This window comes from Actinomadura sp. WAC 06369 (genome assembly GCF_003947565.1).
GTDB classification, from domain to species: Bacteria; Actinomycetota; Actinomycetes; order Streptosporangiales; family Streptosporangiaceae; genus Spirillospora; species Spirillospora rifamycini.
This window is the reverse complement of sequence record NZ_QHJN01000037.1, coordinates 27,664-54,221: the sequence shown is the minus strand read 5'-3', so window position 1 is coordinate 54,221 and position 26,558 is coordinate 27,664. Positions and strand designations below refer to the sequence as shown.

The 26,558-nt window shown below is 72.5% G+C and carries 27 protein-coding genes; 22 read left to right on the top strand and 5 right to left on the bottom strand.

The window, feature by feature from the left end:
- Positions 1-12 precede the first annotated feature (12 nt).
- From DMH08_RS40965 to DMH08_RS13045, 4 genes are all read right to left on the bottom strand, one after another.
- On the bottom strand, positions 13-1,941 hold the full coding sequence (locus tag DMH08_RS40965) for a serine/threonine-protein kinase (protein ID WP_233617560.1): 1,929 nt from the start codon (positions 1,939-1,941) through the stop codon (positions 13-15).
- Between the two features lie 67 nt (positions 1,942-2,008).
- On the bottom strand, positions 2,009-2,680 hold the full coding sequence (locus DMH08_RS13055; RefSeq protein WP_026403298.1) for a response regulator: 672 nt from the start codon (positions 2,678-2,680) through the stop codon (positions 2,009-2,011).
- Positions 2,677-3,906 carry a sensor histidine kinase gene (locus DMH08_RS13050; protein WP_084550519.1) on the bottom strand — a complete coding sequence of 410 codons (1,230 nt, stop codon included), beginning with the start codon at positions 3,904-3,906 and terminating at the stop codon, positions 2,677-2,679. Before DMH08_RS13050 ends, DMH08_RS13055 begins: the two co-directional genes overlap by 4 nt.
- Positions 3,903-4,913 carry a DUF418 domain-containing protein gene (locus DMH08_RS13045; protein WP_199747765.1) on the bottom strand — a complete coding sequence of 337 codons (1,011 nt, stop codon included), beginning with the start codon at positions 4,911-4,913 and terminating at the stop codon, positions 3,903-3,905. The genes DMH08_RS13050 and DMH08_RS13045 overlap by 4 nt, the downstream gene beginning before the upstream one ends.
- A gap of 339 nt (positions 4,914-5,252) precedes the next feature.
- Between DMH08_RS13045 and DMH08_RS13040 the strand changes: the two genes are divergently transcribed.
- The 7 genes from DMH08_RS13040 to DMH08_RS13010 all read left to right on the top strand — a co-directional run bounded on the left by DMH08_RS13040 (position 5,253) and on the right by DMH08_RS13010 (position 11,484).
- Positions 5,253-5,891, top strand: a complete 639-nt coding sequence (locus DMH08_RS13040; RefSeq protein ID WP_034518663.1) for a histidine phosphatase family protein — start codon at positions 5,253-5,255, stop codon at positions 5,889-5,891.
- Between the two features lie 49 nt (positions 5,892-5,940).
- On the top strand, positions 5,941-6,525 hold the full coding sequence (locus tag DMH08_RS13035; RefSeq protein WP_233617559.1) for a TlpA family protein disulfide reductase: 585 nt from the start codon (positions 5,941-5,943) through the stop codon (positions 6,523-6,525).
- A gap of 14 nt (positions 6,526-6,539) precedes the next feature.
- On the top strand, positions 6,540-7,274 hold the full coding sequence (locus tag DMH08_RS13030) for a cytochrome c biogenesis CcdA family protein (protein ID WP_034518779.1): 735 nt from the start codon (positions 6,540-6,542) through the stop codon (positions 7,272-7,274).
- Between the two features lies 1 nt (position 7,275).
- Complete coding sequence (gene resB / locus DMH08_RS13025) at positions 7,276-8,973, top strand: cytochrome c biogenesis protein ResB (RefSeq protein WP_125614079.1); 1,698 nt, start codon at positions 7,276-7,278, stop codon at positions 8,971-8,973.
- Positions 8,974-8,978: 5 nt separating this feature from the next.
- A complete protein-coding gene (ccsB, locus tag DMH08_RS13020) occupies positions 8,979-9,956 on the top strand; it encodes a c-type cytochrome biogenesis protein CcsB (RefSeq protein ID WP_125614077.1) in 978 nt (325 codons plus the stop codon).
- 166 nt (positions 9,957-10,122) lie between these two features.
- Positions 10,123-11,157, top strand: coding sequence for a hypothetical protein (locus tag DMH08_RS13015; RefSeq protein WP_125614074.1), 1,035 nt, complete (start codon positions 10,123-10,125; stop codon positions 11,155-11,157).
- Positions 11,158-11,217: 60 nt separating this feature from the next.
- Positions 11,218-11,484, top strand: a complete 267-nt coding sequence (locus DMH08_RS13010) for a hypothetical protein (RefSeq protein WP_026403304.1) — start codon at positions 11,218-11,220, stop codon at positions 11,482-11,484.
- Positions 11,485-11,670: 186 nt separating this feature from the next.
- Here the strand turns inward: DMH08_RS13010 and DMH08_RS13005 are convergent, their stop codons facing one another.
- On the bottom strand, positions 11,671-11,874 hold the full coding sequence (locus DMH08_RS13005; RefSeq protein WP_125614071.1) for a BldC family transcriptional regulator: 204 nt from the start codon (positions 11,872-11,874) through the stop codon (positions 11,671-11,673).
- Between the two features lie 237 nt (positions 11,875-12,111).
- Between DMH08_RS13005 and DMH08_RS13000 the strand changes: the two genes are divergently transcribed.
- The 15 genes from DMH08_RS13000 (at position 12,112) to nuoK (ending at position 26,552) form a co-directional block, all read left to right on the top strand.
- Positions 12,112-13,077, top strand: a complete 966-nt coding sequence (locus DMH08_RS13000; RefSeq protein WP_026403306.1) for a threonine ammonia-lyase — start codon at positions 12,112-12,114, stop codon at positions 13,075-13,077.
- An 87-nt stretch (positions 13,078-13,164) separates the two neighbouring features.
- Positions 13,165-13,392 carry a DUF4229 domain-containing protein gene (locus DMH08_RS12995; protein WP_034518670.1) on the top strand — a complete coding sequence of 76 codons (228 nt, stop codon included), beginning with the start codon at positions 13,165-13,167 and terminating at the stop codon, positions 13,390-13,392.
- A gap of 79 nt (positions 13,393-13,471) precedes the next feature.
- Positions 13,472-14,173, top strand: coding sequence for a demethylmenaquinone methyltransferase (locus tag DMH08_RS12990; protein ID WP_125614068.1), 702 nt, complete (start codon positions 13,472-13,474; stop codon positions 14,171-14,173).
- A gap of 140 nt (positions 14,174-14,313) precedes the next feature.
- Positions 14,314-15,570, top strand: coding sequence for a geranylgeranyl reductase family protein (locus DMH08_RS12985; protein ID WP_026403308.1), 1,257 nt, complete (start codon positions 14,314-14,316; stop codon positions 15,568-15,570).
- A 199-nt stretch (positions 15,571-15,769) separates the two neighbouring features.
- On the top strand, positions 15,770-16,129 hold the full coding sequence (locus tag DMH08_RS12980; RefSeq protein WP_026403309.1) for an NADH-quinone oxidoreductase subunit A: 360 nt from the start codon (positions 15,770-15,772) through the stop codon (positions 16,127-16,129).
- A 1-nt stretch (position 16,130) separates the two neighbouring features.
- Positions 16,131-16,676 (top strand): NuoB/complex I 20 kDa subunit family protein, encoded by a 546-nt coding sequence (locus DMH08_RS12975; protein WP_026403310.1) that lies wholly within the window; start codon positions 16,131-16,133, stop codon positions 16,674-16,676.
- Positions 16,677-16,679: 3 nt separating this feature from the next.
- Positions 16,680-17,426 (top strand): NADH-quinone oxidoreductase subunit C, encoded by a 747-nt coding sequence (locus DMH08_RS12970; RefSeq protein ID WP_026403311.1) that lies wholly within the window; start codon positions 16,680-16,682, stop codon positions 17,424-17,426.
- Positions 17,427-17,494: 68 nt separating this feature from the next.
- Positions 17,495-18,769 (top strand): NADH-quinone oxidoreductase subunit D, encoded by a 1,275-nt coding sequence (locus DMH08_RS12965; protein WP_199747766.1) that lies wholly within the window; start codon positions 17,495-17,497, stop codon positions 18,767-18,769.
- Complete coding sequence (nuoE, locus tag DMH08_RS12960) at positions 18,766-19,548, top strand: NADH-quinone oxidoreductase subunit NuoE (protein ID WP_125614065.1); 783 nt, start codon at positions 18,766-18,768, stop codon at positions 19,546-19,548. The genes DMH08_RS12965 and nuoE overlap by 4 nt, the downstream gene beginning before the upstream one ends.
- A complete protein-coding gene (gene nuoF, locus DMH08_RS12955; protein ID WP_026403313.1) occupies positions 19,545-20,855 on the top strand; it encodes an NADH-quinone oxidoreductase subunit NuoF in 1,311 nt (436 codons plus the stop codon). Before nuoE ends, nuoF begins: the two co-directional genes overlap by 4 nt.
- A complete protein-coding gene (locus tag DMH08_RS12950; RefSeq protein WP_125614063.1) occupies positions 20,855-23,308 on the top strand; it encodes an NADH-quinone oxidoreductase subunit G in 2,454 nt (817 codons plus the stop codon). The genes nuoF and DMH08_RS12950 overlap by 1 nt, the downstream gene beginning before the upstream one ends.
- A complete protein-coding gene (gene nuoH, locus DMH08_RS12945) occupies positions 23,305-24,705 on the top strand; it encodes an NADH-quinone oxidoreductase subunit NuoH (protein WP_026403315.1) in 1,401 nt (466 codons plus the stop codon). The genes DMH08_RS12950 and nuoH overlap by 4 nt, the downstream gene beginning before the upstream one ends.
- Positions 24,692-25,318 carry an NADH-quinone oxidoreductase subunit NuoI gene (gene nuoI, locus DMH08_RS12940; protein WP_026403316.1) on the top strand — a complete coding sequence of 209 codons (627 nt, stop codon included), beginning with the start codon at positions 24,692-24,694 and terminating at the stop codon, positions 25,316-25,318. Before nuoH ends, nuoI begins: the two co-directional genes overlap by 14 nt.
- On the top strand, positions 25,315-26,256 hold the full coding sequence (locus DMH08_RS12935) for an NADH-quinone oxidoreductase subunit J (protein WP_026403317.1): 942 nt from the start codon (positions 25,315-25,317) through the stop codon (positions 26,254-26,256). The genes nuoI and DMH08_RS12935 overlap by 4 nt, the downstream gene beginning before the upstream one ends.
- Positions 26,253-26,552, top strand: coding sequence for an NADH-quinone oxidoreductase subunit NuoK (gene nuoK, locus DMH08_RS12930; RefSeq protein ID WP_125614060.1), 300 nt, complete (start codon positions 26,253-26,255; stop codon positions 26,550-26,552). The genes DMH08_RS12935 and nuoK overlap by 4 nt, the downstream gene beginning before the upstream one ends.
- Positions 26,553-26,558: the final 6 nt, after the last annotated feature.

Below are 26,558 nucleotides of genomic sequence, written 5' to 3'. Positions count from 1 at the left end.
GACGGGGTGGGGTCAGCGGCGGATGGTTTCTGTGAAGGCGGCGATTTGGGTGGACGCCTGGTCCAGGGCTTCGGCGGGGGGCTTGGCGGCGGCCGTCTCGCGGACGAGCCAGTACGTGAGGGCCGCGTTGCAGATGCCGCGGCGCTCCCAGGGCATGACGCAGTCGATCACCTTGAAGGGGGCCTCGGCGCCCGGCAGCACCGCGAGCGAGACGGCGACGTAGGGCGACGGCGGCGCGTCCGTCCCCATCGCGACCCCGGACGTCACGGCGGCCCTGGCCCCGAGGCCGGTCAGCTCCCGGCGGTGCTGCACGTCGGCGTCGCACTGCGGGACGGCCGCGCGCCGCTCCGCCGCGCGTTCGGTGTCCGGGAAGTACCGGCAGTGCATGGCCCCGACCGTTTCGGTCGCCCAGTTGAACGACTCGAACACCCCGCCGCCCGCGAGCGGGTCGCCGATCCGGTGGAGGCCGCTCGACGCCCCGATCTGGCCGTCGCACTCGACGTCCGCCGGACCGATGATGTGCCCGTCGCCGACGTAGTACACGGCCGCGCCGTCCGGCATGTCGACCACCGCGGGCAGTTCGACGGTCGACGCGGGCGGGGGCTCGGTGATCGGCGCCATCCCGTCCGGATCGTTGGCGTTCGGCGCCATCCGGGTGCAGCCCTGCACCGCCGCGACCGTGACCGTCCGCGACGGCGACGGGCTCGCCGCCGCCTCCGGGCCCGTCCGTCCGGGGTCGTCCCCCTGCTGCATGGCGACCACGGCGCCGCCGCCGATCACCACGGCCGTCCCGCACGCCGCCGCGCCGATCCCGAGCATCGTCTTCAGCCCGCCGGCCCCCGCCTTGGCCGCCCCCGCCTTGGCTGCGGCGGTCTTGCCGGCGCCCCCGGCCACCGCCTGGCCTGCGGCTTCGCCGGTGGCGTGGGCCAGGGTCTCGGCTGTTGCCTGGCCTGCGGCTTCGCCGGTGCCGTGGGCGAGGGTCTCGGCGGCGGTTTGGCCTCCTGCTTGGGCGGTGGCTTCTGCGGTGCCGTAGGCGACGGCTTGGCTCGCGGCGCCGGGGAAGAAGGCGGCCGCGACCGGGAAGAGGGACGCCAGCGCGGCGGCGGAGGCGGCGAGGGCGCGGACGCCCGTGTGCTCCCAGCCGGGGCCGTAGGCCGCGACGGCGACGGCCTCCAGTTCCTCGACGAACGCGGACGCGGCGGCGGGACGGTCCGCGGGGGACTTCGCCATGCCGCGGGCGACGAGGGGGCGGAGGGGTTCGGGGACGGCGCCGAGGGGGATCTCGCCCGTGCGGTGGGCGAGCATGAGCGCGGCGCGGTTCCCGGTGTACGGACGGCTGCCGGTGACGCACTCGACGAACACGCAGGTCGCGGCGTACACGTCGGTGGCGGGGGTGGCCGTGTGGCGGTCCCACTGCTCGGGCGCCATGTAGTACGGCGTGCCGGCGCCGCCCGCCTCCTGCCCGGCGGGGGCGGCGATGCCGAAGTCGACGAGGCGGCTCAGGCCGTCCGCGGGGACGACCACGTTCGCGGGCTTGTAGTCGCGGTGGACGACGCCCAGGGAGTGCGCGGCGGCGAGGCCGAGGAGGGAGCCCTTGAGGACGGCGAGGGACGCCTCGGGGCCGAGCGCGCCCTCGCGGGCGAGGATCTCCTTGAGCGCGACCCCGTCGATCGCCTCCATGATGATCGCGGCGCCGTCCGGTCCCTCGACGAGGCTGTAGAGGCGGGCGATGTGCGGGCTGTCCGCCCGGCCGAGCATCCGGGCCTCGTGCCGGAGCCGTTCACGGTCGGCCTCGTCCGCGCCGAGCAGGTACTTGATGGCCGCCGGGGCGCCCGACGCGTCGTGCCGCGCCAGGACGACCCGTCCCTGCGCGCCCGCGCCGAGTTCCCGAACCTCCGTGTAGCCGCTGACCGTCCACTCGGACACGTGCTCGCCTCCCACCAACGTGATCTTCGCTGGATTGGGACGACCGGAACCCGCCGCCGGTTCGGCCGCGGCGGCGGTGAGGTCACGGAGCCCCGCCGGGCTCGACCATTCCGTGCTCGTAGGCGTAGATGACGGCCTGCACCCGGTCCCGGCAGTCGATCTTCGCGAGCAGCCGGGCGACGTGGGTCTTCACCGTGGAGACGCTGAGGAACAGGGTCGCGGCGATCTCCGCGTTCGACAGCCCCCGCGCGATCAGCAGCAGCATGTCCCGCTCCCGTGCGGTGAGGTCGGGCACCGGGGGCGGGGCGGGCCGGGCCGCGCGGGACGCGCGGGCGTACTCCGCGATCAGCCGCCGGGTGACCGCCGGGGCGAGGAGCCCCTGGCCGGACACCACGACGCGGACGGCCTGCACCAGCTCGTCCGGCTCGATGTCCTTGAGCAGGAAGCCGCAGGCGCCGAAGCGGAGGGACTCGAAGACGTACTCGTCCAGGTCGAAGGTGGTGACGACGAGGACGGCGAGCGGGTCGTCGACGCCCGGGCCGGCCAGCCGCTCGGTCGCGGCGATGCCGTCCAGCACCGGCATCCGCACGTCCATCAGCACCAGGTCGGGCCGGTCCCGCCGGGCGAGCCGGACGGCGTCGGCGCCGTCCGCCGCCTCCCCGACGACCTCGATGTCGTCCTCGGCCTCCAGGATCGTGCGGAACCCGGCCCGGACGACGGCCTGGTCGTCGGCGATCAGGATGCGGATCGTCATCGCTCGCCCGCCTGGTCGAGGGGGAAGGTCGCGGCGACCTGCCAGCCGCCGTCGGGCCGCGGGCCCGTGCGCAGCTCCCCGCCCGCGTGCTGCACGCGCTCGCGCATCCCGAGGAGTCCGTGGCCGCGCCCGGGACCGGACGGGCCGGACGGGCGGTCGGGCTCGGCGTTGCGGACGGTGACGCGCAGCGAAGCGTCACCGAACGCCGTCTCCACGGTGACGGGCGCGCCCGGGGCGTGCTCCCGGGCGTTGGCCAGGGCTTCCTGGACGAGCCGGGAGACCGCCAGGTCGACGGTCAGGGGAAGGCGGCGCGGCGCGCCCGTCGTGCGGAACTCGACCGCCATCCCGGTGTCCCGGGACTGCCGGACGACCTCCTCCAGCCGGGCCGCCGTCGGCTGCGGCGCCCGGACGTCCGCGTCCCGATCGTGCTCGCGCATCAGGCCCACCATGGTGCGCAGGGCGGTCAGCGTGTCGCGGCCCTGCGCCCGGATGGACCGCAAGGTGGCGCGGACGGCCTCGGGGTCGCGGTCCAGCAGCCGGTCGGCGGCGCCCGCCTGGACCACGATCGCCGACAGGTCGTGCGCGGCGATGTCGTGCAGTTCCCGGGCGATCCTGGCGCGTTCCTCGGCGACCGCGGCCGCGGCCTGCTCCTCGCGGTCGCGCTCGATGCGGGCCGCGGTCTCGGCCCGGTGGACGCGGCGGGTCCGGACGGTCAGCCCCGCCATCGCGGGCACGAGGTACGCCGCGGCGGCCCCCGTCGCCATCGTCCAGGCGTCCCGGGGCGCGCCGCCCCAGAAGGCGACGAGGCCGTCCACCGAGCCGCCCGCGGCCACGGCGGCGAGCCCGCCCGCCAGGTGGGCCGCGCAGGCGGCGCCGACGATGGTCGCGGCCCGCGGCCAGGACGTCCGGACGGCGACGGTGTAGGCGCAGAACAGGATCCCGATGCCGATCAGCGCGGGCCGCACGGGCAGGGCGGCGGTCGCCAGGGGCGCCGCCGTCGCCGCGGCCAGGGCGGCCGCGGGATGGTACCGGCGCACCGCGATGGCCAGCAGGTCGACGCAGGCGAGCAGGTAGGCGAGCGCGATCGTCCAGTCCGGTTCCGCCGGGTGCAGCGACAGGACGTGGGGGATCCGTGCGAGGTTGGCGGACAGCAGCACGGCCGCGACGAGGACGTCGCCCCGCACCGCCGAGCGGAGCGGGACTTCGCGGCCTTCCCGTCCTGTCATGCCGTGCTGTGCTCTTCCCGGTCGCGGATCGGCAGCCACCGCCAGTAGGTGACGCAGCGCCAAGCCCACTCCAGCGGTCCGTAGCGGAAGCCCCGGAGCCACAGGTTACTGAACAGCGCCTGTGCGGCCAGGATCCCGAGCCCGAGCAGCGCCGCCGCCGTCCAGTCGGACGATCCCCGCAGGTCCATGGCCGCCCCGATCGGGACGAACAGCATCGCCGCGGTCATGTAGTTGGTGAGCGCCATGCGCCCCATGGGCCCCAGGACCCACGACAGCGCGGCCACGGCCGGCGTACGGAGCGCCAGCAGGAAGAGGACCACGTAGCCGGTGGCCATCGACAGCGAGAACATCAGCCCGAGCCGGATCTGGACGATGTCGTGCAGCTCCATCGCGATCAGCGTCCAGGCCAGCGATCCGGTCACGACCGCGGCGGCCCCGATCGCGACCAGCGCCCCCGCCGACCGCGTGAGCCTCGCGGGGACGTCCAGGTCGGCGAGCGCGAAGCCCAGCACGAACAGGCCCGGCAGGAGCCCGAGCCCTCCCACCCCGACCAGCACCCCGAGGACGGTCAGGACGCCGCCCGCCGTGAGCAGCGCCCGCCCCTCCAGGTAGCTGAACGGGAGCAGCACCAGCACGCCGGTCACGGCGAACGGCAGGAGCACCTCGCCGGGCTGGATCAGGTGGAGCAGCGCGCCCGCGAACCCCAGCGCCGCGAACCTCCGCAGGAACAGCGTCCGGGGGCGCGGCGAGCGCCGCCGCGCGGAGCGCAGGAAGATCCCGAACCCGATGCCGAACAGCAGGTAGAAGATCGGGTAGAAGCGGCCCAGGAAGAACACCCGCAGGACGTCGGGCAGCTGCCCGGCGTAGTCGAACATCTCCAGCGTCTGCGGGATGTTGATGAAGATGATCCCGCAGAGCGCGAAGCCTCGGAGGTCGTCCAGCGCGGCGATCCGCCGGTCCGGCCGGACCGGCGCGGCGACGGTCTCCGGTTCACTGATCGTGGTCATGCGAGCCATGCTCGCCCCGCCCGTCCGACCACCGCTTCGGCCGCAGGGACCTCCCCCGTTCCCCCTCAAGACCCAATGCGGGGACATCCCCCAGATCAGGACGACCGCCCCCGAAGAGGTGTGGGCAAGCCCACCTCAGCCCCGCCCCAGCCAGAGCGGACGGGAACCACTGCGATTGCGAGCGAAGCCAAGTTCGAGCTCAGCGAGAACTCGATCGCGCAGCGAGCCCCCGGGCGAGTCGGAGCGATGCAGCAATCGCCGCAAGGCCCGTTGAAGGAAGGCCGCCTCGCGCGGCCTGACGCCAAGGGCATTGCAATAAATAGGTACCCTGGCGACGCCATGACTGAGAAGACGATCGTTCACCTGCTGCGGCACGGTGAGGTGCACAATCCGGGCGGAATCCTCTACGGGCGGCTGCCCGGCTACCGGCTGAGCGAGGACGGTCTCCTCATGGCCAAGGCGGCCGCGAAGTGGTTCTCCGATCGGGACGTCACCGCGTTGTTCTCGTCGCCGATGCAGCGGGCGCTCGAGACGGCGGCGCCGCTGGCGGACGCGTTCGATCTGCCGGTGACGGTGGACGACCGGCTGACGGAGGCCGACAACCACTTCGAGGGGTTGACGTTCGGGGTGGGGGCGGGGTCGCTGCGGCGGCCGGAGCACTGGCGGTACCTGCTGAACCCGTTCAAGCCGTCGTGGGGCGAGCCGTACCGGGAGCTGGCGGCGCGGATGCGGGCGGCGGTGATCCGGGCGCGGGATTCGGCGCGCGGGCATGAGGCGGTGTGCGTGAGCCATCAGCTTCCGGTGTGGGTGCTGCGGCTGCACGCGGAGCGGCGCCGGCTGTGGCATCACCCGGTGAAGCGGGAGTGCGGGCTGGCGAGCGTGACGAGCCTGACGTTCGAGGGGAACCGGCTCGTCGAGGTGTCGTACTGCGAGCCCGCCGGCGGGCTGGGCGGGGAGCCCGGTGTCGCGGGCGCCTGAGAGCGCCGGTAGATTGTTGTACTACGACCTGTAGTAGTAGGAGGGGCCGTTGAACCCCCGTGTCTTCCGTGTGCGCGCCGTGGCGGCCGCCGTCGCCCTGTGCGGGCTGCTCGCGGGCTGTGCCGGGACGGACGCGTCGCAGGACGGGGCGGGCGAGAACCGGTTCGTGTCCGGCGACGGGAACGTGACGGAGTACACGCCGGGCGACCGCAAGGCGGTCGGGACGGTCGCGGGGGAGATGCTGGACGGGAAGGCGTTCCGGCTGGCGGACTACCGGGGCAAGGTCGTCGTGGTGAACTTCTGGGCGTCGTGGTGCGCGCCGTGCCGCGGTGAGGCGCCGTCGCTGGAGCAGGTGCACAAGGAGAACGAGGCGAAGGGCGCGGCGTTCGTCGGCGTCAACTTCAAGGACTCGAAGCCGAACGCGCGGGCGTTCGAGCGGAACTTCAAGGTGTCATATCCGAGCGTGTTCGACGCGGACGGGCGGGTGACGCTCGCGTTCCGCGAGGTGCCGCCGAACGCGATCCCGAGCACGCTCGTCCTGGACCGGCAGGGCCGGGTCGCCGCCCGGATCATCGGCGCGACGACGTACAGCAAGCTGAATCCGCTGGTCGCCGACGTGCTCGCCGAAAAGTGATCGCGGCGGCCGGGGTGGACCAGACGGTCGTCAGCGGGTCGCTGGTGGCCGCGGCGCCGCTGGCGGCGCTGGCCGGGCTGGTCTCGTTCGTCTCGCCGTGCGTGCTGCCGCTGGTGCCGGGCTACCTGTCGTACGTGACGGGCATGTCGGGCGCGGACCTGGCGGACGAGCGCAAGGGCCGGCTGCTCGCGGGCGTGGTGCTGTTCGTCGCGGGGTTCTCGGCGGTGTTCGTCAGCTACGGCGTGGTGTTCGGGGGCCTGGGCCGGTGGCTGCTGGAGTACCAGGAGACGATCACGCGGGTGCTCGGCGTCGTGACGATCGTGTTCGGGCTGGCGTTCATGGGGCTGATCCCGGGGCTCCAGCGGACGGTGAAGTCGGGACGGCTCCCTGCGGCGGGGCTCGCGGGGGCGCCGGTGCTGGGGGTGCTGTTCGGGCTGGGCTGGACGCCGTGCATCGGGCCGACGCTGGGCGCGGTGCAGAGCCTCGCGGTCACGGAGGCGAGCGCGGGGCGCGGCGCACTGCTGTCGCTCGCGTACTGTCTGGGGCTCGGACTGCCGTTCGTGGCGGCGGCGCTGGCGTACCGGCGGGCGCTGGGGGCGTTCGGCGCGGTGAAGCGGCACTACCCGCTGGTGATGCGGGTCGGCGGCGGCATGCTGGTGCTGCTCGGGGTGCTGCTGGTGAGCGGCCTGTGGGGGGACATGACCATCGAGCTGAGGTCGTGGATCAGCGGCTTCGAACCGGTTATCTGACATGAGCGACACTGAGACCGAGAGCGGGACGCGCCCGCCGGCGGCCCGGCAGGCGGCGCAGGACGCGCCGAAGCCGAAGGGGATCGGCCCGCTGGGCTGGCTGCGCTGGGCGTGGCGGCAGCTCACGACGATGCGGACGGCGCTGATCCTGCTGTTCCTGGTGGCGCTGGGCTCCGTGCCGGGGTCGGTGTTCCCGCAGCGGGGGCAGGCGCCGGAGGACGTCGCGGCGTACCTGGAGGAGCACAAGACGCTCGGGCCGTGGCTCGACAAGTTCTCGATGTTCGACGTGTTCGCGGCGCCGTGGTTCGCCGCGATCTACATCCTGCTGTTCGTGTCGCTGGCGGGGTGCGTGATCCCGCGCGCCGCGAAGCACTACCGGTCGATGCGGGCGCGGCCGCCGGCGGCGCCGCGCAACCTGAAGCGGCTGCCGCAGTCGGCGTCGTTCGAGACGGACGCCGCGGCGGAGGACGTCCTGGAGGACGCGCGCAGGGCGCTGCGCCGCAAGCGGTTCCGGGTGGACGCCGGCGGCGGCGCGGTGGCGGCGGAGAAGGGCTACCTGGGGGAGACCGGCAACCTGGTCTTCCACCTGGCGCTGCTGGCGCTGCTGTTCGCGCTCGGCCTCGGGAACCTGTTCGGCTACCGGGGCAACATCCTGCTGACCGAGGACGACACGTTCGCGAACTCGCTCAGCCTCTACGACCAGTTCGAGCCCGGACGGGTGTTCGACTCGGACGACCTTCCGCCGTTCACCGTCCGGCTGGAGGACTTCCAGGCCGAGTACGAAAAGGACGGGAAGAGCCGGGGGCAGGCGACCGACTTCACCGCGAAGGTCCACTACCGGGACGACCCGCAGGGCGCGGAGAAGGCGTACGACCTGAAGGTCAACCACCCGCTGATGGTGGGCGGCGCGAAGGTCTACCTGCTGAACCACGGGTACTCGCCGGTGTTCACGGTCAAGGACGCGGACGGGAACGTGGCGTTCCAGGACGCGGTGCCGTTCCTGCCGATGGAGACGCGGAACTACACGTCCGAGGGCGTCATCAAGGCGCCGGACGCGCAGCCGGAGCAGCTCGCGTTCTACGCGATCCTGTGGCCGACGGCGGTCACGACGGAGGACGGTGAGCAGATCGTCTCGGCGTTCCCGGCGCCGCTGCGGCCGGTCGTGACGATCAGCTCGTTCAAGGGCGACATCGGCCTGGACGACGGCACGCCGCAGTCGGTGTACAAGCTGGAGGGGATCGGCGAGACCCTCCAGCCGATCAAGGACGGGCAGAAGCTGCTGGAGCCCGGCGACACGTTCGAGCTGCCGAACGGGGCCGGATCGATCAAGTTCGAAGGCGTCCGGGAGTGGGCGAGCCTGTCGGTGAACCGCGACCCGGGGCGGATCCCCGCGCTGGTCGCGTCGATCCTCGCGGTCGCGGGCGTGGTGGCGTCCTTCATGGTGCGGCGGCGCAGGGTGTGGGTCCGTGCGGCCGGCGGGAAGGGCGGGCGTACGGTGGTCGAGGTCGGCGGCCTGACGCTGGGCGCCGCGACCTCGGAGTTCGATGACATCGTGGCCGCGCTGCGCGGTCCCGAGCGGGACGGGCCCGGTGCGGGCCCGGACGAGGGCGGACCCGACGCGGAGTCCGCCGACGACGGGCAGGGCGCCGAGCCCGGCGCCGGCCGGGAGACCGGTCCGGCGGACGAAGCGAAGGAGTGACGAGGGTGGGCGACGCCGACCTCGCGAATCTGAGCGACAAGCTCATGCTGACCACGGTGGTGCTGTACATCATCGCGATGGTCGCGTACGCGGCCGATCTCGGCTTCGGGCGCCGCCGGGCGAAGCTCGCCGCGGACGCCGAGGTCGAGGCGAAGGTGCTGGTCGGCGCGGCCGGGGCCGAGTCCGTGGACGCCGGGACGGCCGAGGCGTCCGGGGACGGCGCGGAACCGGAGCGCACGCAGATCGAGCCGGCGAAGCTGGCGATCCTGCTGAACGTCCTCGGCTGGGGCGCGCACCTCGGCGTGCTGGTGTCGCGGGGGCTGGCCGCGAACCGCTGGCCGTGGGCGAACATGTACGAGTTCCTCACCGCGATCGCGTTCGCCGCCGTCACCGCGTTCCTCGTCGTGATGCTGCGGTACCGGGCCCGCTACCTGGGCGCGTTCGTGATGGTCGCCGCGGTCGTCGCGCTGGGCGTCGCGAACATCTGGCTGTACGACGAGGTCGGTCCGGTCAGCCCCGCGCTCAACTCGTACTGGATCGCGATCCACGTCAGTGCGGCGATCGTCGCGACGGGCGCGTTCACGGTGGCGGGCGCCGCCACGATCCTGTACCTGGTCAAGTCCCGCGCCGAGGGCCGGGGGACGCTGCGCGAGCACGGCATCCTGGCCCGGATGCCGTCGTCGGACGGCCTGGACCGGCTCGCGAACGGCGTCACGATGTTCGCGTTCCCGATCTGGACGGCCGCGATCATCATGGGCGCGATCTGGGCGGACCAGGCGTGGGGCCGCTACTGGGGCTGGGACCCCAAGGAGATCTGGTCGTTCATCACCTGGGTCATCTACGCCGCGTACCTGCACGCGCGCGCCACGGCCGGGTGGAAGGGCCGCAAGGCGGCGGTCCTGGCGCTCATTGCGTTCGCTGCGCTGATGTTCAACTTCTTCGGCGTGAACTACATGTTCTCTGGCCTGCACTCTTACGCATGATGGCCAGGACGCCCGGTTTCGCCGGTAATTAGTCACCTGCGCCCACGTCATCCCTGAAAGTTTCCGTGACCGCCGGGGATGACGGGGTGTCGGGTTCCGGCTTACGCTTCCTCGGGGACCCCCGCCCGCCCCAGGTATCCGCGGGTCCCGTCGACAGAGGAGCCCGATGCGCTTCAAAGGCGTCCACCGCAAACCCCGGGAGTTCAGGGGGTTCTCCCGCGGCGGGCCGTTCCGCCCCGCCGACCGGGCCGCCGACCGGGCCGCCGACCCGGGGTACGCGCCGTCGCCGCCCGACACGGGGCGGCCGCCCCGCGACCAGCCCCGCGACCGGTTCGGCCGGTTCCGCAAGTCCGGCCGCGACGACGCCTTCACGCGGACGCCCGGCGGCGCGGCCCCCGTCGAGACCGGCGCGGGCCTCGACGCGGGCTCCGACGCGGGTGTCGACGCGGGCCCGGACCGGACGGCCGAGGGGTTCGGCGGCCGGTACGCGCGGCGGCGGCCGGGGGCCGGGCGCCGCGGCACCGGGGACCTGTCGTGGCGGGACTTCGAGCTCGACGACGCGCCGCCGCGGGTGGAGCCGCACCCGCCGGGCACGCCGCACGAGGCCGACGGGCGCAGGCACTGCGGCGTCCTGGAGCGGATCCTGCACCGGCAGTGGGACGTCCGGGACGGGCCGCCCACGCCCGAGGTGGTCCGCGCGGTCGAGAGCCTCGCCGGGCTGCCGGACGCGCTGAAGGAGCGGCTCGCGGCCGGGCTGGACGGCGTGTACGTGGGGCCGGGCGGCGTGCCGCAGCTCGACGACATGGGTCACCTGCGGGACCGTCCGCTGCCGTCGGGGCGGGCGACGTGGGACGTGTGCGCGGGGGCCTACGGCGACCGCAAGATCGTCGTGGGGGACCGGCCGTCCCCGACCCCCGACGTGATGCTGCACGAGGTGGGGCACGCCCTCGACGACATCGAGGGCGGCGCGGGCTGGACGTCCGACACGGCGGCGTTCCGCGCGCTGTACGCGCAGTGCCGCCCGCACCTGGCGAGCGACTTCCACCGGCAGCCGGACGCGCTGGGCCGCCGCGAGTTCTTCGCGGACGCCTTCGCGGCCATCTCCTCGCGGCAGCGGCCGGCGCTCGTCGACATGCTCGGCGGCGACATCCGCACCGCGCTGGAGGTCATGCTCTTCTTCAACCGCACCTTCGGGATCTAGGGTGTGTGTTCCGCGGCACACTTCAGAGGATCCCGTGATGGCAGGCGATGGTGATCGACGATGTACGTGATCCGGCTCCCCGACGGCACGCTCCGGGTCCCGCACAGCGTGCTCGCCGAACCCGGTGAGGACGGGGCGGGCGAGGGGCGCGTCATCGCCGACGCCTACGTGGAGGTCGGCCCGGACGACCCCGACTACGACCGGCTGCGCGCGCAGTCGCTGACCGAGGAGGAGCTGGCGGAGCGGCGGCGCGGCTGGCGGGAGGGCGACGCGGAGCTGCTGCGCAGGTTCGAGCAGTGGAAGGCGGGCGAGGCGGAGGAGGAGTAGGCCGCCCGCTCTGCCGGCCGGGGCCGGCGGGTGGAGCGTGCCGGGCGTGCGCGGGCGCCGGGCCGGCTCCGGAACCGGTTCCCCCGAGAACCGGTGTCGCGTGCCGGGCGGCGGGAGGGGCGACGGGCGCGGACCGCCGTCCCCCGCGCGGACTTCCCGGTCGAACGGACCTGGCCGGAGGCCGGGTCAGTGCGCGGGGTGGCTCCCCACCGGCTCTTCGCCCCGCAGCAGCGCGTGGACCTCGGACTCCCGGAAGCGGCGGTGCCCTCCGGGGGTCCGGATGCTGCTGATCCGGCCCGCCGCGGCCCAGCGGGTGACCGTTTTCGGATCGACCCGGAAGAGGGCGGCGACCTCTCCTGGGGTCAGCAGGCGCTCGCTCGTGCTCTCCACGTTTTCTCTCCCCCTTTGTCCCGCTCTCGGCGCGGGTGGACTGTTTACAGTGTGGCGGGTCAAGACCGATTTCTCCCTTGTTTTCGCAAAACATGACAGGCTGTAGTTCTGCGAGCTGGAGCGATGACGCTCGGTGACCACGTCATGGGTCACAGCCGCCACCCCGACCCCGGCTGACCTGCCGTGTCACGGCCGTGACGGCCGCGCGGACGGCGGCGACGCAATAGTCTCCGGAGCATGTCCGATCTTGTGACCTTGGCGGAGATCGAGCGGGCCGCCGAACGGCTCGCGGGCGTCGCCGTCCGTACCCCGCTCGTCCCGTTCCCGGGCGACCCCGGCGGCCCGGCTCTGCTGGTGAAGGCCGAGTCGCTGCAGCCGATCGGCGCGTTCAAGCTCCGCGGCGCCCACACCGCCATCGCGCAGCTCCCCGAGGCCGAACGCGCGCGCGGGGTGGTGACGCACTCTAGTGGCAACCACGCCCAGGCCGTGGCGTTCTCGGCGCGCGCGCTCGGAATCCGGGCCGTCCTGGTCATGCCGCACACCACTCCGGCCGTGAAGGTGGACGCGTGCGTCGCGCTCGGCGCCGAGATCGTGTACGTCGAGCCCAACTCGGCGGCGCGCGAGGAGACCGCCGCCCAGCTCGCCGCCGCGCACGGCTTCTCGCTCATCCCGCCCTACGACGACCCCCGGGTGATCGCGGGCCAGGGCACCTGCGGGCTCGAGATCGTCCGGGACCGCCCGGACGTCGACGTCGTGCTCGTCCCGGTGAGCGGCGGGGGCCTGCTCGCGGGCGTCGCGGCGGCGGTGAAGGCGGTGCGCCCGGAGGCGAAGGTGTTCGGCGTGGAGCCCGAGCTGGCGGCGGACGCGCGCGACTCGTTCCACGCGGGGCACCCCGTCGGCTGGGACGCCGAGGAGACCGGACGGACGATCGCCGACGCGCTGCGCGTCCAGCGGATCGGCGAGCTGCCGTTCGCGCACCTGCGCGAGCACGTGGACGGCGTCCTCACCGTCACCGAGGACGAGATCCGGCACGCGATGCGGCGGCTCGCCCGCGAGGCGCGGCTGATCGCCGAACCGGGCGGCGCGGTCGCGACCGCCGCGTACCTGTTCCACCGCGACGAGCTGCCCGGTGCGCGCACGTACGTCTCGATCCTGTCCGGCGGCAACGTCGACCCGGCGCTGTTCCGGGACATCTACGGCTGAGGCCCCGCCGCCCGTCCCGCCGCCCGCCGCCCGTCCCGCCCCACCTGCTGCGGGGCCACGGAAAGGGGCGGGTAGAGTCGAGGGGCCATGCGTTCCGTAATCCTTTACACCATCGCGCGGTTCGCGATCTTCGCGGCGACCGCCGGGGTGCTCGCGCTGTTCGGCGCCCGCGGTTTCCTGCTCCTGATGCTCGCGCTGCTGATCAGCGGGGTCATCAGCTACGTGCTGCTGTCCGCGCAGCGCGACCGGCTCTCGGCCGCGGTCGACGGCCGGTGGCGGAGGTTCCAGGCGAGCCGCACGAAGGAAGACGCGTAGCGGCCCCCCGCGGGGCCGCCTGAGCCCCTGGCGCCGAGGCGCCGCACGCCCTCTCGCCCCCGCCTCTTAGGCTGGGGCCATGACCCGCGCCTCACTGGATAAGAAGCCCGCCGACGTCGCGGCGATGTTCGACGGCACCGCCGAGCGGTACGACCTGCTCAACACGCTGATGACCGGCGGCCGGGACCGGCGGTGGCGGCGGGAGGCCGTCCGGGCGCTGGACGCGCGGCCGGGCGAGCGGGTCCTCGACCTCGCGGCCGGGACCGGGACGTCCTCGGTGCCGTTCGCCGACGCGGGCGCCTCCACCGTGGCCTGCGACTTCTCCCTCGGCATGCTGCGCGTCGGCGTGCGGCGGCAGGCGGGGACGGCGCGGCTGAGCTTCGTCGCCGGGGACGCGCTGCGCCTCCCTTTCGCGGACGGCGCGTTCGACGCCGTCACGATCTCGTTCGGCCTCCGCAACGTCGCCGACACCGTCCGCGCGCTGCGCGAGCTGCGCCGGGTGACGCGCCCCGGCGGGCGCCTCCTGGTGTGCGAGGTCAGCCACCCCCCGAACCCGCTGCTCGCGTTCGGGCACCGCGCCCACCTGAAGTTCGGGCTGCCGCTGCTCGCGCGGGTCAGCTCCAACCCCGACTCCTACCGGTACCTGGCCGAGTCGACGCTCGCCTGGCCGGACCAGGCGGCGCTGGCGCGGCTGCTCCAGGAGGCCGGCTGGGACGCGGTGCGCTGGCGGAACCTCACGTTCGGGGTGGCCGCGATGCACCACGCCACGAACCCGGGCTGACCGCCCCCGCGGCCCGGCGGTCCTGGGACCGGTCCAAAACGGGAACGGCCCAGAGGTACCCACTGACCGTGATAAAGGAATAGACTCCCCACCGGAACCTTGTGAAGTACTTCACAAGCGAACGAACGAAGAGGACCATCGTGACCGACTCCACCCGACACGCCGATGTCATCGTCGTCGGGGCGGGCCCCGCCGGATCGTCCACCGCGTACTGGCTCGCCCAAGCCGGCCTCGACGTGCTGCTGCTGGAGAAGGCCACGTTCCCCCGCGACAAGATCTGCGGCGACGGGCTCACGCCGCGGGCCGTCCGCGCCCTGATCGGCATGGGCGTCGACATCAACGACCCCGGCTGGGGGCGCAACAAGGGGCTGCGGATCTACGGCGGCGGCGTGAAGGTGGAGCTGCCGTGGCCGGAGCTCGCGAGCTTCCCCGACTACGGGCTCGTCCGGAAGCGCACCGACCTCGACCAGCTCCTCGCCGAGCACGCCGCGAAGGCCGGGGCCAAGCTGCTGACCGGCTGCAACGTCACCGGCCCGATCCTGGACGAGCGCACCGACCGGATCGCCGGCGTCACCGCGAAGTACGAGGGCGAGGAGACCGAGTTCCGCGCCCCGCTCGTCGTCGCCGCCGACGGCAACTCGACCCGGCTGTCGCTCGCGATGGGGCTGCGCCGCCGCGAGGACCGGCCGATGGGCGTCGCCGTCCGCCGCTACTTCGAGACCCCGCGCCACGACGACGAGTACATGGAGGCGTGGCTCGAACTGTGGGACGGCGAGCGCCTCCTGCCCGGCTACGGCTGGGTGTTCGGCGTGGGAGACGGGACGTCCAACGTCGGACTCGGCCTCCTCAACACGAGCAAGGCGTTCCAGAACGTCGACTACCGCGGCATGATGAAGCGCTGGTGCGCGCAGATGCCGGAGGAGTGGCGGTTCTCCGAGGAGCACGCCACCGGCCCGATCCGCGGCGCCGCGCTCCCGATGGGCTTCAACCGGCAGCCGCACTACACCCGCGGGATGCTGCTCGTCGGCGACGCCGGCGGCATGATCAACCCGTTCAACGGCGAGGGCATCGACTACGCGCTCGAGTCCGGGCGGCTGGCCGCCGACATCATGGTGCAGGCGCTGGCGCGCCGCACCCCCGCGCAGCGCGAGCGGACGCTGCACGAGTACCCGCGCATCCTGAAGGACGAGCACGGCGGGTACTTCACGCTGGCCCGCGTGTTCGTCCAGGCCATCGGGGACCCGCGCGTGATGAAGTTCCTCACCGCGCACGGCCTGCCCCACCCCACCCTGATGCGGTTCACCCTGAAGCTCCTCGCGAACCTCACCGACCCCAAGGGCGGCGACGCGATGGACCGGGTCATCAATGCGATGCAGAAGGTGGCGCCGGCGGCTTGAGGTATCCGAGGAGCGCTCCATGAGCGCAAAGTTTCGGCAGGTGAGCGGGTTGATTCGACGTACCCGACCCCCTGAGGGGAGTGCTATTGGTCACCTTGGCTAGGGTGGCGGACCGTGCTCGTGACAGATGTCACGAGCGTGTAAAGGGTCACGTCGCCCCGTACAGCGTCGTACGTTCCGAGGAGAGGCAGTAGAGACCATGGATCTCTATGTACCGATCATTGTGCTGGGGGTGCTCGCCGCCCTCTTCGCGGTCGGCTCAGTGGCGATGGCCTCGCTCACCGGCCCGAAGCGCTGGAACCGCGCCCGGCTGGACGCCTACGAGTGCGGCATCGAGCCGACCCCGCAGCCGGTGGGCGGGGGACGTTTCCCGATCAAGTACTACCTGACGGCAATGCTGTTCATCATCTTCGACATCGAGATCGTCTTCCTCTACCCCTGGGCCGTCGCTTTCGACCAGATGGGGATCTTCGCTCTCATCGAGATGGTGCTTTTCATCGTCACCTTGCTTGTGGCGTACGCCTACGTGTGGCGGCGCGGCGGTCTGGAGTGGGACTGACATGGGTCTTGAAGAGAAACTGCCCAGCGGGTTCCTGCTGACCACGGTCGAGCAGGTCGCGGGATGGGCACGGGCCAGTTCGATGTGGCCGGCGACGTTCGGCCTGGCGTGCTGCGCGATCGAGATGATGGCGGCCGGCGACCCCAAGCACGACTTCTCCCGCTGGGGCATGGAGCGCGCGTCGGCGACGCCGCGGCAGGCCGACCTGATGATCGTCGCGGGCCGGGTGAGCCAGAAGATGGCGCCGGTGCTGCGGCAGATCTACGACCAGATGACCGAGCCCAAGTGGGTCATCGCGATGGGCGTCTGCGCCTCGTCCGGCGGCATGTTCAACAACTACGCGATCGTGCAGGGCGTCGACCACATCGTCCCCGTGGACATCTACCTCCCCGGCTGCCCGCCGCGCCCGGAGATGCTCATCGACGCGATCCTCAAGCTGCACGACCAGGTGAACAACACCAAGCTGGGCCCGCAGCGCGCGAAGCAGATCGAGGAGCTGGAAGAGGCTAAGCGGCGACGGCTTCCGCTCCTGGGACAGGGGGCCTGATCGATGAGTTCGCAGAATCCCGAGCAGCAGGCCGAGCAGGCGGCGGACCGGCTGCCCGCGCAGGCCGAGGACGAGCGCCGCGAGCAGCCGGTCGTCCGGAAGGGGATGTTCGGCGCGAACACCACCGGCGACACCTCCGGGTACGGCGGCCTGGTCGTCCGGCAGTCGCCGAAGGTGTCGGCGCCGCGCCCGTACGGCGGGCCGGGCGGCACCGCCGAGGCCGGTGAGTTCGACGACGTCGCGGACGCTCTGGAACGCGCCTACCCGCGGTTCGGCGACGCGGTCGAGCGCGTCGTCGTCGACCGCGGCGAGCTGACGTTCCACGTGCGGCGCGACCACCTCCTGGAGCTCGCGCGGACGATGCGGGACGACCCCGCGCTCCGGTTCGAGCTCTGCTCGAGCGTCTCGGGCGTGCACTACCCCGACGACACGGGCGCCGAGCTGCACTCGGTCGTCCACCTGCTGTCGATCACGCACAACCGGCGCGTCCGGCTGGAGACGACCTGCCCCGACGCGGACCCGCACCTGCCGTCGCTCGTGCCGGTCTACCCGACGGCCGACTGGCACGAGCGGGAGACGTACGACTTCTTCGGCATCGTCTACGACGGGCATCCGGCGCTCACCCGCATCGAGATGCCCGACGACTGGGTCGGCCACCCGCAGCGCAAGGACTACCCCCTCGGCGGCATCCCCGTCGAGTACCGCGGAGCGGAGATCCCGCCTCCGGACGAGCGGAGGTCGTACACGTGAGCAGCACGAAGTACACCGAATACGACGCCTACGCCGCCGAGGAGGCGGCCGAGGGCCGCGTCTTCGACGTGGGCGGGCAGGACTGGGACAAGGTCGTGTCCGGTGCCGAGGACGGCGGCGACGAGCGCCTCGTCGTCAACATGGGGCCGCAGCACCCGTCCACGCACGGGGTGCTCCGGCTGATCCTGACCCTCGACGGTGAGACGGTCACCGAGTGCCGGGTGGGCATCGGGTACCTGCACACCGGCATCGAGAAGAACATGGAGTACCGCACCTGGACGCAGGGCACGACGTTCTGCACGCGCATGGACTACCTCGCGCCGATCTTCAACGAGACGGCGTACTGCATGAGCGTGGAGAAGCTGCTCGGCGTCACCGACCGGGTGCCGGAGCGGGCGCAGATCATCCGCGTGATGATGATGGAGCTCAACCGCATCTCCTCGCATCTCGTGGCGATCGCCACGTTCGGCCTGGAGCTGGGCGCGACGACGGTCATGCTCAACGGCTTCCTGGAGCGCGAGTACACCCTCGATCTCTTCGAGGAGATCACGGGCCTGCGCATGAACATGGCGTACGTCCGTCCGGGCGGCGTCGCCCAGGACCTTCCCAGCGGTGCGCTCAGCAAGATCCGCGACTATCTGGACCGGATGCCGAAGCGGATCCAGGCGCTGCGGAAGCTGATGGACGCCAACCCCGTCTACCTGGCGCGCACGAAGGACGTCGCGTACCTGGACCTTACCGGCTGCATGGCGCTCGGCATCACCGGGCCCGTGCTCCGCGCGACCGGCCTCCCGTGGGATCTTCGCAAGTCGCAGCCCTACTGCGGCTACGAGACGTACGACTTCGAGGTCGCCACGCAGGAGAGCGCGGACGTCTACGGGCGCTACCTCGTGCGCATGCAGGAGATGGAGGAGTCCCTCAAGATCGTCGAGCAGTGCTACGAGCGGCTGCAGTCGGTCAAGGGGCCCGTGATGATCGAGGACAAGAAGATCGGCTGGCCCGCGCAGCTGGCGATCGGCGCGGACGGCATGGGCAACTCGCCCCGCCACATCGCGCACATCATGGGCACCTCGATGGAGGCGCTGATCCACCACTTCAAGCTGGTGACGGAGGGCTTCCGGGTCCCGGCCGGGCAGGCGTACGCGCCGATCGAGTCGCCGCGCGGCGAGCTCGGGGCGCACGTGGTCAGCGACGGCGGCACCCGCCCGTACCGGGTGCACTTCCGCGAGCCGTCCTTCGTCAACCTGCAGGCGACGCCCGCGATGGCGGAGGGCGGCATGATCGCGGACGTCATCGCGGCCGTGGCGAGCATCGACCCGGTCATGGGGGGAGTGGACCGATGACGTACGAAACGGACGTGCGCGTCCGGCTCGAACGGGACGCCAAGGAGATCATCGCGCGGTACCCGAAGCCGCGGTCGGCGCTGCTGCCGCTGCTGCACCTGGTGCAGTCGGTGGACGGGCACGTCACGCAGGACGGCATCGAGTTCTGCGCCGAGCAGCTCGGGATCACGGCCGCGCAGGTGACCGGCGTCGCGACGTTCTACACGCAGTACAAGCACGCGCCGGTCGGCGAGTACCACGTCGGCGTGTGCATCAACACGCTGTGCGCGGTGATGGGCGGCGACCAGATCTGGGACGAGCTGTCCGAGCACGTCGGGGTGGGCCACGACGAGGCCACCCCGGACGGCAAGGTCAGCCTGGAGCGGATCGAGTGCAACGCGGCCTGCGACTTCGCGCCCGTGATGATGGTCAACTGGGAGTTCTTCGACAACATGACTCCCGCGAAGGCCAAGGAGCTGGTCGACGACCTGCGCTCCGGTAAGGAAGTCCTTCCTTCGCGCGGGCCGGGCAAGCTGTGCGGCTGGAAGGACGCGTCGCGCGTCCTCGCCGGGTTCCCCGACGGCCGCGCGGGCGAGGGCGTCCAGGCCGGACCGGAGTCGCTGCGCGGGCTGGAGCTGGCGAAGCGGCGCGGCTGGGCGGCCCCGCCGGCGGACGTCGAGGCGGCGCGGCCGGACGAGCCGGTGCGGCCGTCCGAGGTCACCGACCCGCCGCCGAACGAGCCCGGCAAGCCCATCGGCGGCGACGTGAAGCCGGGAACGCAGGAGGGGCGCAACAAGTGACCGCGCGACCAGGAACGACGCTCACCCCGATCCTCACGAAGAACTGGGATCAGGCCGACTCCTTCACCCGCGCCGGCTACGAGCGCGAGGGCGGCTACACGGCGCTGCGCAAGGCGCTGGGGATGGCCCCGGACGACATCGTCCAGCAGGTGAAGGACTCCGGCCTGCGCGGCCGCGGCGGCGCCGGGTTCCCCACCGGCATGAAGTGGGGCTTCCTGCCGCCGAGCAGCCCGAACCCGCGCTACCTGGTGGTGAACGCGGACGAGTCCGAGCCGGGCACGTGCAAGGACATCCCGCTGATGATGGCCAACCCGCACGTCCTCGTCGAGGGCGTCATCATCAGCTCGTACGCGATCAGGTCGAACCAGGCGTTCATCTACGTCCGCGGCGAGGTGCTGCACGTCATCCGGCGGCTGCACCAGGCCGTCGCGGAGGCGTACGAGGCGGGATACCTCGGCAAGGACATCCTCGGCTCCGGCTTCGATCTGGACGTCGTCGTCCACAGCGGCGCCGGCGCCTACATCTGCGGCGAGGAGACGGCGCTGCTGGACTCGCTGGAGGGGTTCCGCGGTCAGCCCAGGCTGAAGCCTCCCTTCCCGGCCGTGGCGGGCCTGTACGGCGGGCCCACCGTCATCAACAACGTCGAGTCGATCGCGTCGGTTCCCTCGATCGTCGGGAACGGGCCGGAATGGTTCGCCTCGATGGGCACCGAGAAGTCCCAGGGCTTCGGGATCTTCTCGCTGTCGGGGCACGTCACCCGGCCCGGCCAGTACGAGGCGCCGCTCGGCATCACGCTGCGCGAGCTCCTCGACATGGCGGGCGGGATCCGCGAGGGCCACCGGCTCAAGTTCTGGACGCCCGGCGGTTCGTCCACGCCGATCTTCACCGACGAGCACCTGGACGTCCCGCTGGACTTCGAGTCCGTCGGGGCCGCGGGGTCGATGCTCGGCACCCGCGCCCTGCAGATCTTCGACGAGACGACCTGCGTCGTCCGGGCCGTGCTGCGCTGGTCGGAGTTCTACGCGCACGAGTCGTGCGGCAAGTGCACGCCGTGCCGCGAGGGCACGTACTGGTACAAGCAGATGCTCAAGCGGCTGGAGGCCGGCAAGGGCGAGGAGGAGGACCTCGAGACCCTCCTCGACCTGTCCGACAACATCCTCGGCCGCTCGTTCTGCGCGCTCGGCGACGGCGCGACGAGCCCGGTCGTCTCGTCCATCAAGCTGTTCCGGGACGAGTACCTGCAGCACTTCGAGCAGGGCGGCTGCCCCTTCGACCCGGCCAAGTCCACCGTTTGGGCAGGTGCCTGATGACTGTTACCTCCGGCGACAAGCAGAACGTCGCCCCCGCCGAAGAGATGGTGCAGGTCACCATCGACGGCTTCGAGATCGAGGTGCCGAAGGGCACGCTCGTCATCCGGGCCGCCGAACTGCTCGGCATCCAGATCCCGCGGTTCTGCGACCACCCGCTGCTCGACCCGGTCGGCGCCTGCCGCCAGTGCCTGGTCGAGGTGCCGGACATGGGCAACGGGCGCGGCATGCCGAAGCCCGCGGCGTCCTGCACGACCACGGTCATGCCCGGCATGGTCGTCAAGACGCAGCTCACCTCGAAGGTCGCCGACAAGGCGCAGCACGGGGTCATGGAGCTGCTGCTGATCAACCACCCGCTGGACTGCCCGATCTGCGACAAGGGCGGCGAGTGCCCCCTGCAGAACCAGGCGATGTCCAACGGGCGCGGCGAGTCCCGGTTCACCGAGACCAAGCGGACGTTCCCCAAGCCGATCCCGCTGTCCAGCCAGGTGCTGCTCGACCGGGAGCGCTGCATCCAGTGCGCCCGCTGCACCCGGTTCTCCGACCAGATCGCCGGGGACGCGTTCATCGACCTGTTCGAGCGCGGCGCCAAGGAGCAGGTCGGCGCCGCGGACGGCAAGCCGTTCCAGTCGTACTTCTCCGGCAACACCGTGCAGATCTGCCCGGTCGGGGCGCTGACCGGCGCCGCCTACCGGTTCCGGTCGCGGCCGTTCGACCTCGTCTCGCAGCCGAGCACCTGCGAGCACTGCGCGTCCGGCTGCGCGCTGCGCACCGACCACCGGCGCGGGAAGATCACCCGCCGGCTGGCCGGGGACGACCCGCAGGTCAACGAGGAGTGGAACTGCGACAAGGGCCGCTGGGCGTTCACCTACGGCACCCAGCCGGACCGGCTCACGCACCCGCTCGTCCGGAACGAGGACGGGGAGCTGGAGGCCGCGTCCTGGCCGGAGGCGCTCACGATCGCGGCGCGCGGCCTCGCGGCGGCGCGCGGCTCGGCCGGGGTGCTGCCCGGCGGGCGCGGCACCCTTGAGGACGCCTACGCCTACGCCAAGTTCGCGCGGATCGCGCTCGGCACGAACGACGTCGACTTCCGGGCGCGCCCGATGTCGGCGGAAGAGGCCGACTTCCTCGCCTCGTCCGTCGCGGGCCGCTCGATCGAGGTCTCCTACGCCGACCTGGAGAAGGCGCCGGTCGTCCTGCTCGCCGGGTTCGAGCCCGAGGAGGAGTCGCCGATCGTCTTCCTGCGGCTCCGCAAGGCGTTCCGCAAGAAGAACCTGAAGGTGTACGCGGCGGCGCCGTTCGCGACCCGCGGCCTGGAGAAGGTCGGCGGGACGCTGCTGCCGACCCGCCCCGGGGCCGAGGCCGAGACGATCGGCGCGCTCATCTCCGACGACGCGTTCGCGGACGTCCGGGGGCTGCTGGAGACGCCCGGCGCGGTCGTCCTCGCCGGCGAGCGGCTCGCGGGCAGCCCCGGCGCCCTGTCGGCGGCGGTCCGGCTGGCCAAGGCCACCGGCGCCCGGCTCGCCTGGGTGCCGCGCCGGGCCGGGGAGCGCGGCGCGGTGGAGGCCGGGGCGCTGCCCGGGCTGCTGCCGATCGGCCGCCCGGTCGCCGACGGCGCCGCCCGCGCGGAGGTCGCGCGGGCGTGGGGCGTCGCCGAGCTGCCCGCGGCCCCGGGCCTGGACGCCGAGGCCGTCCTCGCGGCGGCGGCGCGCGGCGAGCGCCGCGCGCTGCTGGTCGGCGGCGTCGACCCCGGCGACCTCGCCGACCCGGAGGCCGCGCTCCGCGCGATCGAGGCCGTCCCGTTCGTGGTGAGCCTGGAGCAGCGGCCGAGCGCCGTCACCGACCGCGCCGACGTGGTGCTGCCCGTCGCGACCGTCGCGGAGAAGTCCGGGACGTTCGTCGACTGGGAGGGCCGCGGCCGCCCGTTCGACGTCGTGCTGAAGTCGGCGGGGACGCTGTCGGACCTGCGGGTGCTGAACGCGCTCGCCGACGAGATGGACGTCCACCTCGGGCTGCCCGGCCCGGAGGCGGCCCGCCGCGAGCTGACCGACCTCGGCGCGCACCGCGGCGAGCGGCCCGACGCCCCGAACGTCCCGCAGGCGGTCCCGGCCGAGCCGGGCCGCGGCGAGGCGGTCGTGGCGACGTGGCGGCTGCTGCTCGACCGGGGCCGGCTGCAGGACGGCGAGCCGTTCCTCGCCGGCACCGCGAAGGGCGCGGTGGCGCGGCTGTCGCCCGCGACGGCCGAGGAGATCGGCGCCCGTCCGGTCGACGGCGTCGGCTCCGTGACGGTCTCGACCGGCCGCGGGTCGGTCACGCTCCCGCTGGAGATCAGCGCCGACCTGCCCGACCGGGTGGTGTGGCTGCCGACGAACTCGGCCGGCTGCGCCCTCCACCGGGACCTCGGCGCGGTCGCGGGGAGCGTCGTGCAGATCAACGCTGGAGGCACCGAATGAGCCCGCTCGCGGCCGCGCCGCTCGCCGCGCCGGCCGATCCCACGCTCGCCGACTTCGGCAAGGACCCGTGGTGGCTGATCGGCGGCAAGGTCCTGGTCATCTTCGTCTTCCTGGTGCTGACCGTCCTGCTGTCGATGTGGGTCGAGCGGCGCGTCATCGGCCGGATGCAGCTGCGCGTCGGCCCGAACCGCGCCGGGCCCCAGGGCCTGCTGCAGGGCCTCGCCGACGGCATCAAGCTGGCGCTGAAGGAGGACATCGTCCCGCGCCAGGTCGACAAGGTCGTGTTCGTCCTGGCGCCGATCATGGCGGCGGTCCCGGCCTTCATCTCCTTCGCCATCATCCCGTTCGGGCCGACGGTGTCGGTGTTCGGCCACCAGACGCCGCTGCAGGGCACCGACCTCCCGGTCGCGGTCCTGCTGGTGCTGGCGATGGCGTCCATGGGCGTCTACGGCATCGTGCTGGCGGGCTGGTCGTCGATGTCGCCGTACTCGCTGCTCGGCGGGCTCCGCTCGTCCGCGCAGGTGATCTCCTACGAGATCGCGATGGCGCTGTCGTTCGTGGCCGTGTTCCTGTTCGCCGGGTCGATGTCCACGTCGGAGATCGTCGCGGCGCAGCACGACAAGTGGTTCGCGGTGCTGCTGCTGCCGTCGTTCATCGTCTACGTCATCACGATGATGGGCGAGTCGAACCGCATCCCGTTCGACCTCCCCGAGGGCGAGGGCGAGCTGGTCGGCGGCTTCCACACCGAGTACTCGTCGCTGAAGTTCGCGATGTTCTTCCTCGCCGAGTACATCAACCTCGCGACGCTGTCGGCGCTCGCCACCACGCTGTTCCTCGGCGGCTGGCGGGCCCCGGCGCCGATCTCCACGTTCTGGGCGGGCGCCAACTCCGGCTGGTGGCCGGTGCTGTGGTTCCTGGTCAAGGTCTGGCTGTTCATCTGGTTCTTCGTGTGGCTGCGGGCCTCGCTCCCGCGCGTCCGCTACGACCAGCTGATGAAGCTCGGGTGGAAGGTGCTGATGCCCTTCTCCATCGCCTGGATCGTGCTGGTCGCCACCATCCGCGGGCTCCGCAACGAGGGCTACGACATGCGGCAGATCGTGATCGCCGCCGCGGTGGCCGCCGCGATCGTCCTCGTCCTCACCGTGCTGTGGGAGATGATCCGCGGCGGTGACGACGACAAGGAGGCCGCGAAGCGCGGCGCCGGCGGCGCGGGCGGTCCCGCGGCGGGCGGCGCCTCCGCCGCGGGCGCGGGCGGCGCGGCGGAGGGCGGGTTCCCGGTGCCTCCGATGGACGCGCCGCACTACCACGGCCGGGGCGCCGCCGCGCGAGTCCAGACGCCGCCCGGGCCGTCCACGATCGACACCCCTCCTGAGGAGGTCACCAGTGGGACTCACTGATTTCCTGAATCCGGTCAAGGGGTTCGGGGTCTCGTTCCACCAGATGTTCAGCAAGAGCGAGACCGTTCAGTACCCCGAGGTGAAGCGGCCCACCGCGCCGCGCTTCCACGGCCGCCACCAGCTCAACCGGTGGCCGGACGGCCTGGAGAAGTGCGTCGGCTGCGAGCTGTGCGCCTGGGCGTGCCCGGCCGACGCGATCTTCGTGGAGGGGGCCGACAACACCGCCGACGAGCGCTACTCGCCCGGCGAGCGGTACGGCCGCGTCTACCAGATCAACTACCTGCGCTGCATCCTGTGCGGGCTCTGCATCGAGGCGTGCCCCACCCGGGCGCTGACGATGACGAACGAGTACGAGCTCGCCGACGACAGCCGCGAGAGCCTCATCTACACCAAGGACATGCTGCTGGCGCCGCTGCGCGAGGGCATGGAGCCGCCGCCGCACGAGATGCGGCTCGGCGACACCGAGGAGGACTACTACCGGCTCGGCCTGGAGGACTCCGAGGCCGCGTCCGCACCGACCGTCCCGTCCGAGGGCGGCGGACGGGCGAGCGCCGACCAGGCCGCGGCCGCCGAGAAGGGCAAGAAGGCGCGCAAGGGCGGTGACCGGAAGTGAACGGGCACGTCCTCGCGGCCGAGGCGCTCGCGGCGGAGGTCGCCGACAAGCAGGCGGGGGAGCCGTTCTTCTTCTGGCTCCTCGCCATCGTGTCGGTCGGCGCCGCACTCGGCATGATTTTCATGCGGCGGGCGGTGCACTCGGCGCTGCTGCTGGCGACCGTGATGCTCTCGCTCGCCGCGATCTACGCGCTGCAGCACGCGCCGTTCCTGGCGTTCGTCCAGGTGATCGTCTACACCGGCGCCGTGCTGATGCTGTTCCTGTTCGTGATGATGGTCGTCGGCGTCAGCTCGACCGACTCGCTCGTCGAGACGATCCGGGGGCAGCGCTTCTGGGCGGTGGTCGCCGCGCTCGGCTTCATCGGCCTGGTCGGCGCCGGGATCGGCAACGCCGCGCTGGGCGACTCCGCGGGGCTCGCCGCCGCGAACGCCGAGGGCAACATCGTCGGGCTGGCCCGGCTGCTGTTCTCCAAGTACGTGTTCGCGTTCGAGGCGACCAGCGCCCTGCTGATCACGGCGGCGCTCGGCGCGATGGTGCTGGCGCACCGCGAGCGCACCGAGCCGAAGCCGACGCAGCGGGACCTGTCCGAGCGCCGGTTCCGGACGGGCGAGCACCCGGGCCCGCTGCCCGGTCCGGGCACCTACGCCCGGCACAACGCCGTCGACATGCCGGCGCTGCTGCCCGACGGGACCCCGTCGGAACTGTCGGTCAACCCGGTCATCGCCGCCCGCACCGACACGGCGCAGCGGCACGCCGACCTGCACGGCGGGACCGAGACCGAGGCGGCCGAGGCGGACGTCGCCGCCGTGCGGGCCGCCACCCACGAGGCGGAGGACGCCGACGCCGAGTCGCGCGTCGTCAAGACGGGCTCCCCGGCCGCGGGCGGTCCCGCGGCCGGCGGGTCCGCGCAGGGCAACGAAGGCGAGGCCGGTAAATGAGCCCGGAGCACTACCTGGCGCTCTCGGCGGTCCTGTTCACCATCGGAGCGGTCGGCGTCCTCGTGCGGCGCAACGCGATCGTGGTGTTCATGTGCGTCGAGCTCATGCTGAACGCGACGAACCTCGCGTTCGTGTCGTTCTCCCGCATGCACGGCAACCTGGACGGCCAGATCATCGCCTTCTTCGTGATGGTGGTGGCCGCCGCGGAGGTCGTGGTGGGTCTGGCGATCATCATGACCATCTTCCGGACCCGCAGGTCCTCGTCGGTCGACGACGTGAACCTGCTGAAGTACTGAGAGGGC

Coding starts and splice junctions, on each gene's coding strand:
- DMH08_RS13055 (WP_026403298.1), bottom strand. CDS start 2,680: ATGACGATCCGCATCCTGATCGCCGACGACCAGGCCGTCGTCCGGGCC.
- DMH08_RS13050 (WP_084550519.1), bottom strand. CDS start 3,906: ATGACAGGACGGGAAGGCCGCGAAGTCCCGCTCCGCTCGGCGGTGCGG.
- DMH08_RS13045 (WP_199747765.1), bottom strand. CDS start 4,913: ATGACCACGATCAGTGAACCGGAGACCGTCGCCGCGCCGGTCCGGCCG.
- DMH08_RS13040 (WP_034518663.1), top strand. CDS start 5,253: ATGACTGAGAAGACGATCGTTCACCTGCTGCGGCACGGTGAGGTGCAC.
- resB (WP_125614079.1), top strand. CDS start 7,276: ATGAGCGACACTGAGACCGAGAGCGGGACGCGCCCGCCGGCGGCCCGG.
- DMH08_RS13015 (WP_125614074.1), top strand. CDS start 10,123: ATGCGCTTCAAAGGCGTCCACCGCAAACCCCGGGAGTTCAGGGGGTTC.
- DMH08_RS13010 (WP_026403304.1), top strand. CDS start 11,218: ATGTACGTGATCCGGCTCCCCGACGGCACGCTCCGGGTCCCGCACAGC.
- DMH08_RS13000 (WP_026403306.1), top strand. CDS start 12,112: ATGTCCGATCTTGTGACCTTGGCGGAGATCGAGCGGGCCGCCGAACGG.
- DMH08_RS12995 (WP_034518670.1), top strand. CDS start 13,165: ATGCGTTCCGTAATCCTTTACACCATCGCGCGGTTCGCGATCTTCGCG.
- DMH08_RS12990 (WP_125614068.1), top strand. CDS start 13,472: ATGACCCGCGCCTCACTGGATAAGAAGCCCGCCGACGTCGCGGCGATG.
- DMH08_RS12980 (WP_026403309.1), top strand. CDS start 15,770: ATGGATCTCTATGTACCGATCATTGTGCTGGGGGTGCTCGCCGCCCTC.
- DMH08_RS12975 (WP_026403310.1), top strand. CDS start 16,131: ATGGGTCTTGAAGAGAAACTGCCCAGCGGGTTCCTGCTGACCACGGTC.
- DMH08_RS12970 (WP_026403311.1), top strand. CDS start 16,680: ATGAGTTCGCAGAATCCCGAGCAGCAGGCCGAGCAGGCGGCGGACCGG.
- nuoE (WP_125614065.1), top strand. CDS start 18,766: ATGACGTACGAAACGGACGTGCGCGTCCGGCTCGAACGGGACGCCAAG.
- DMH08_RS12950 (WP_125614063.1), top strand. CDS start 20,855: ATGACTGTTACCTCCGGCGACAAGCAGAACGTCGCCCCCGCCGAAGAG.
- nuoH (WP_026403315.1), top strand. CDS start 23,305: ATGAGCCCGCTCGCGGCCGCGCCGCTCGCCGCGCCGGCCGATCCCACG.
- nuoK (WP_125614060.1), top strand. CDS start 26,253: ATGAGCCCGGAGCACTACCTGGCGCTCTCGGCGGTCCTGTTCACCATC.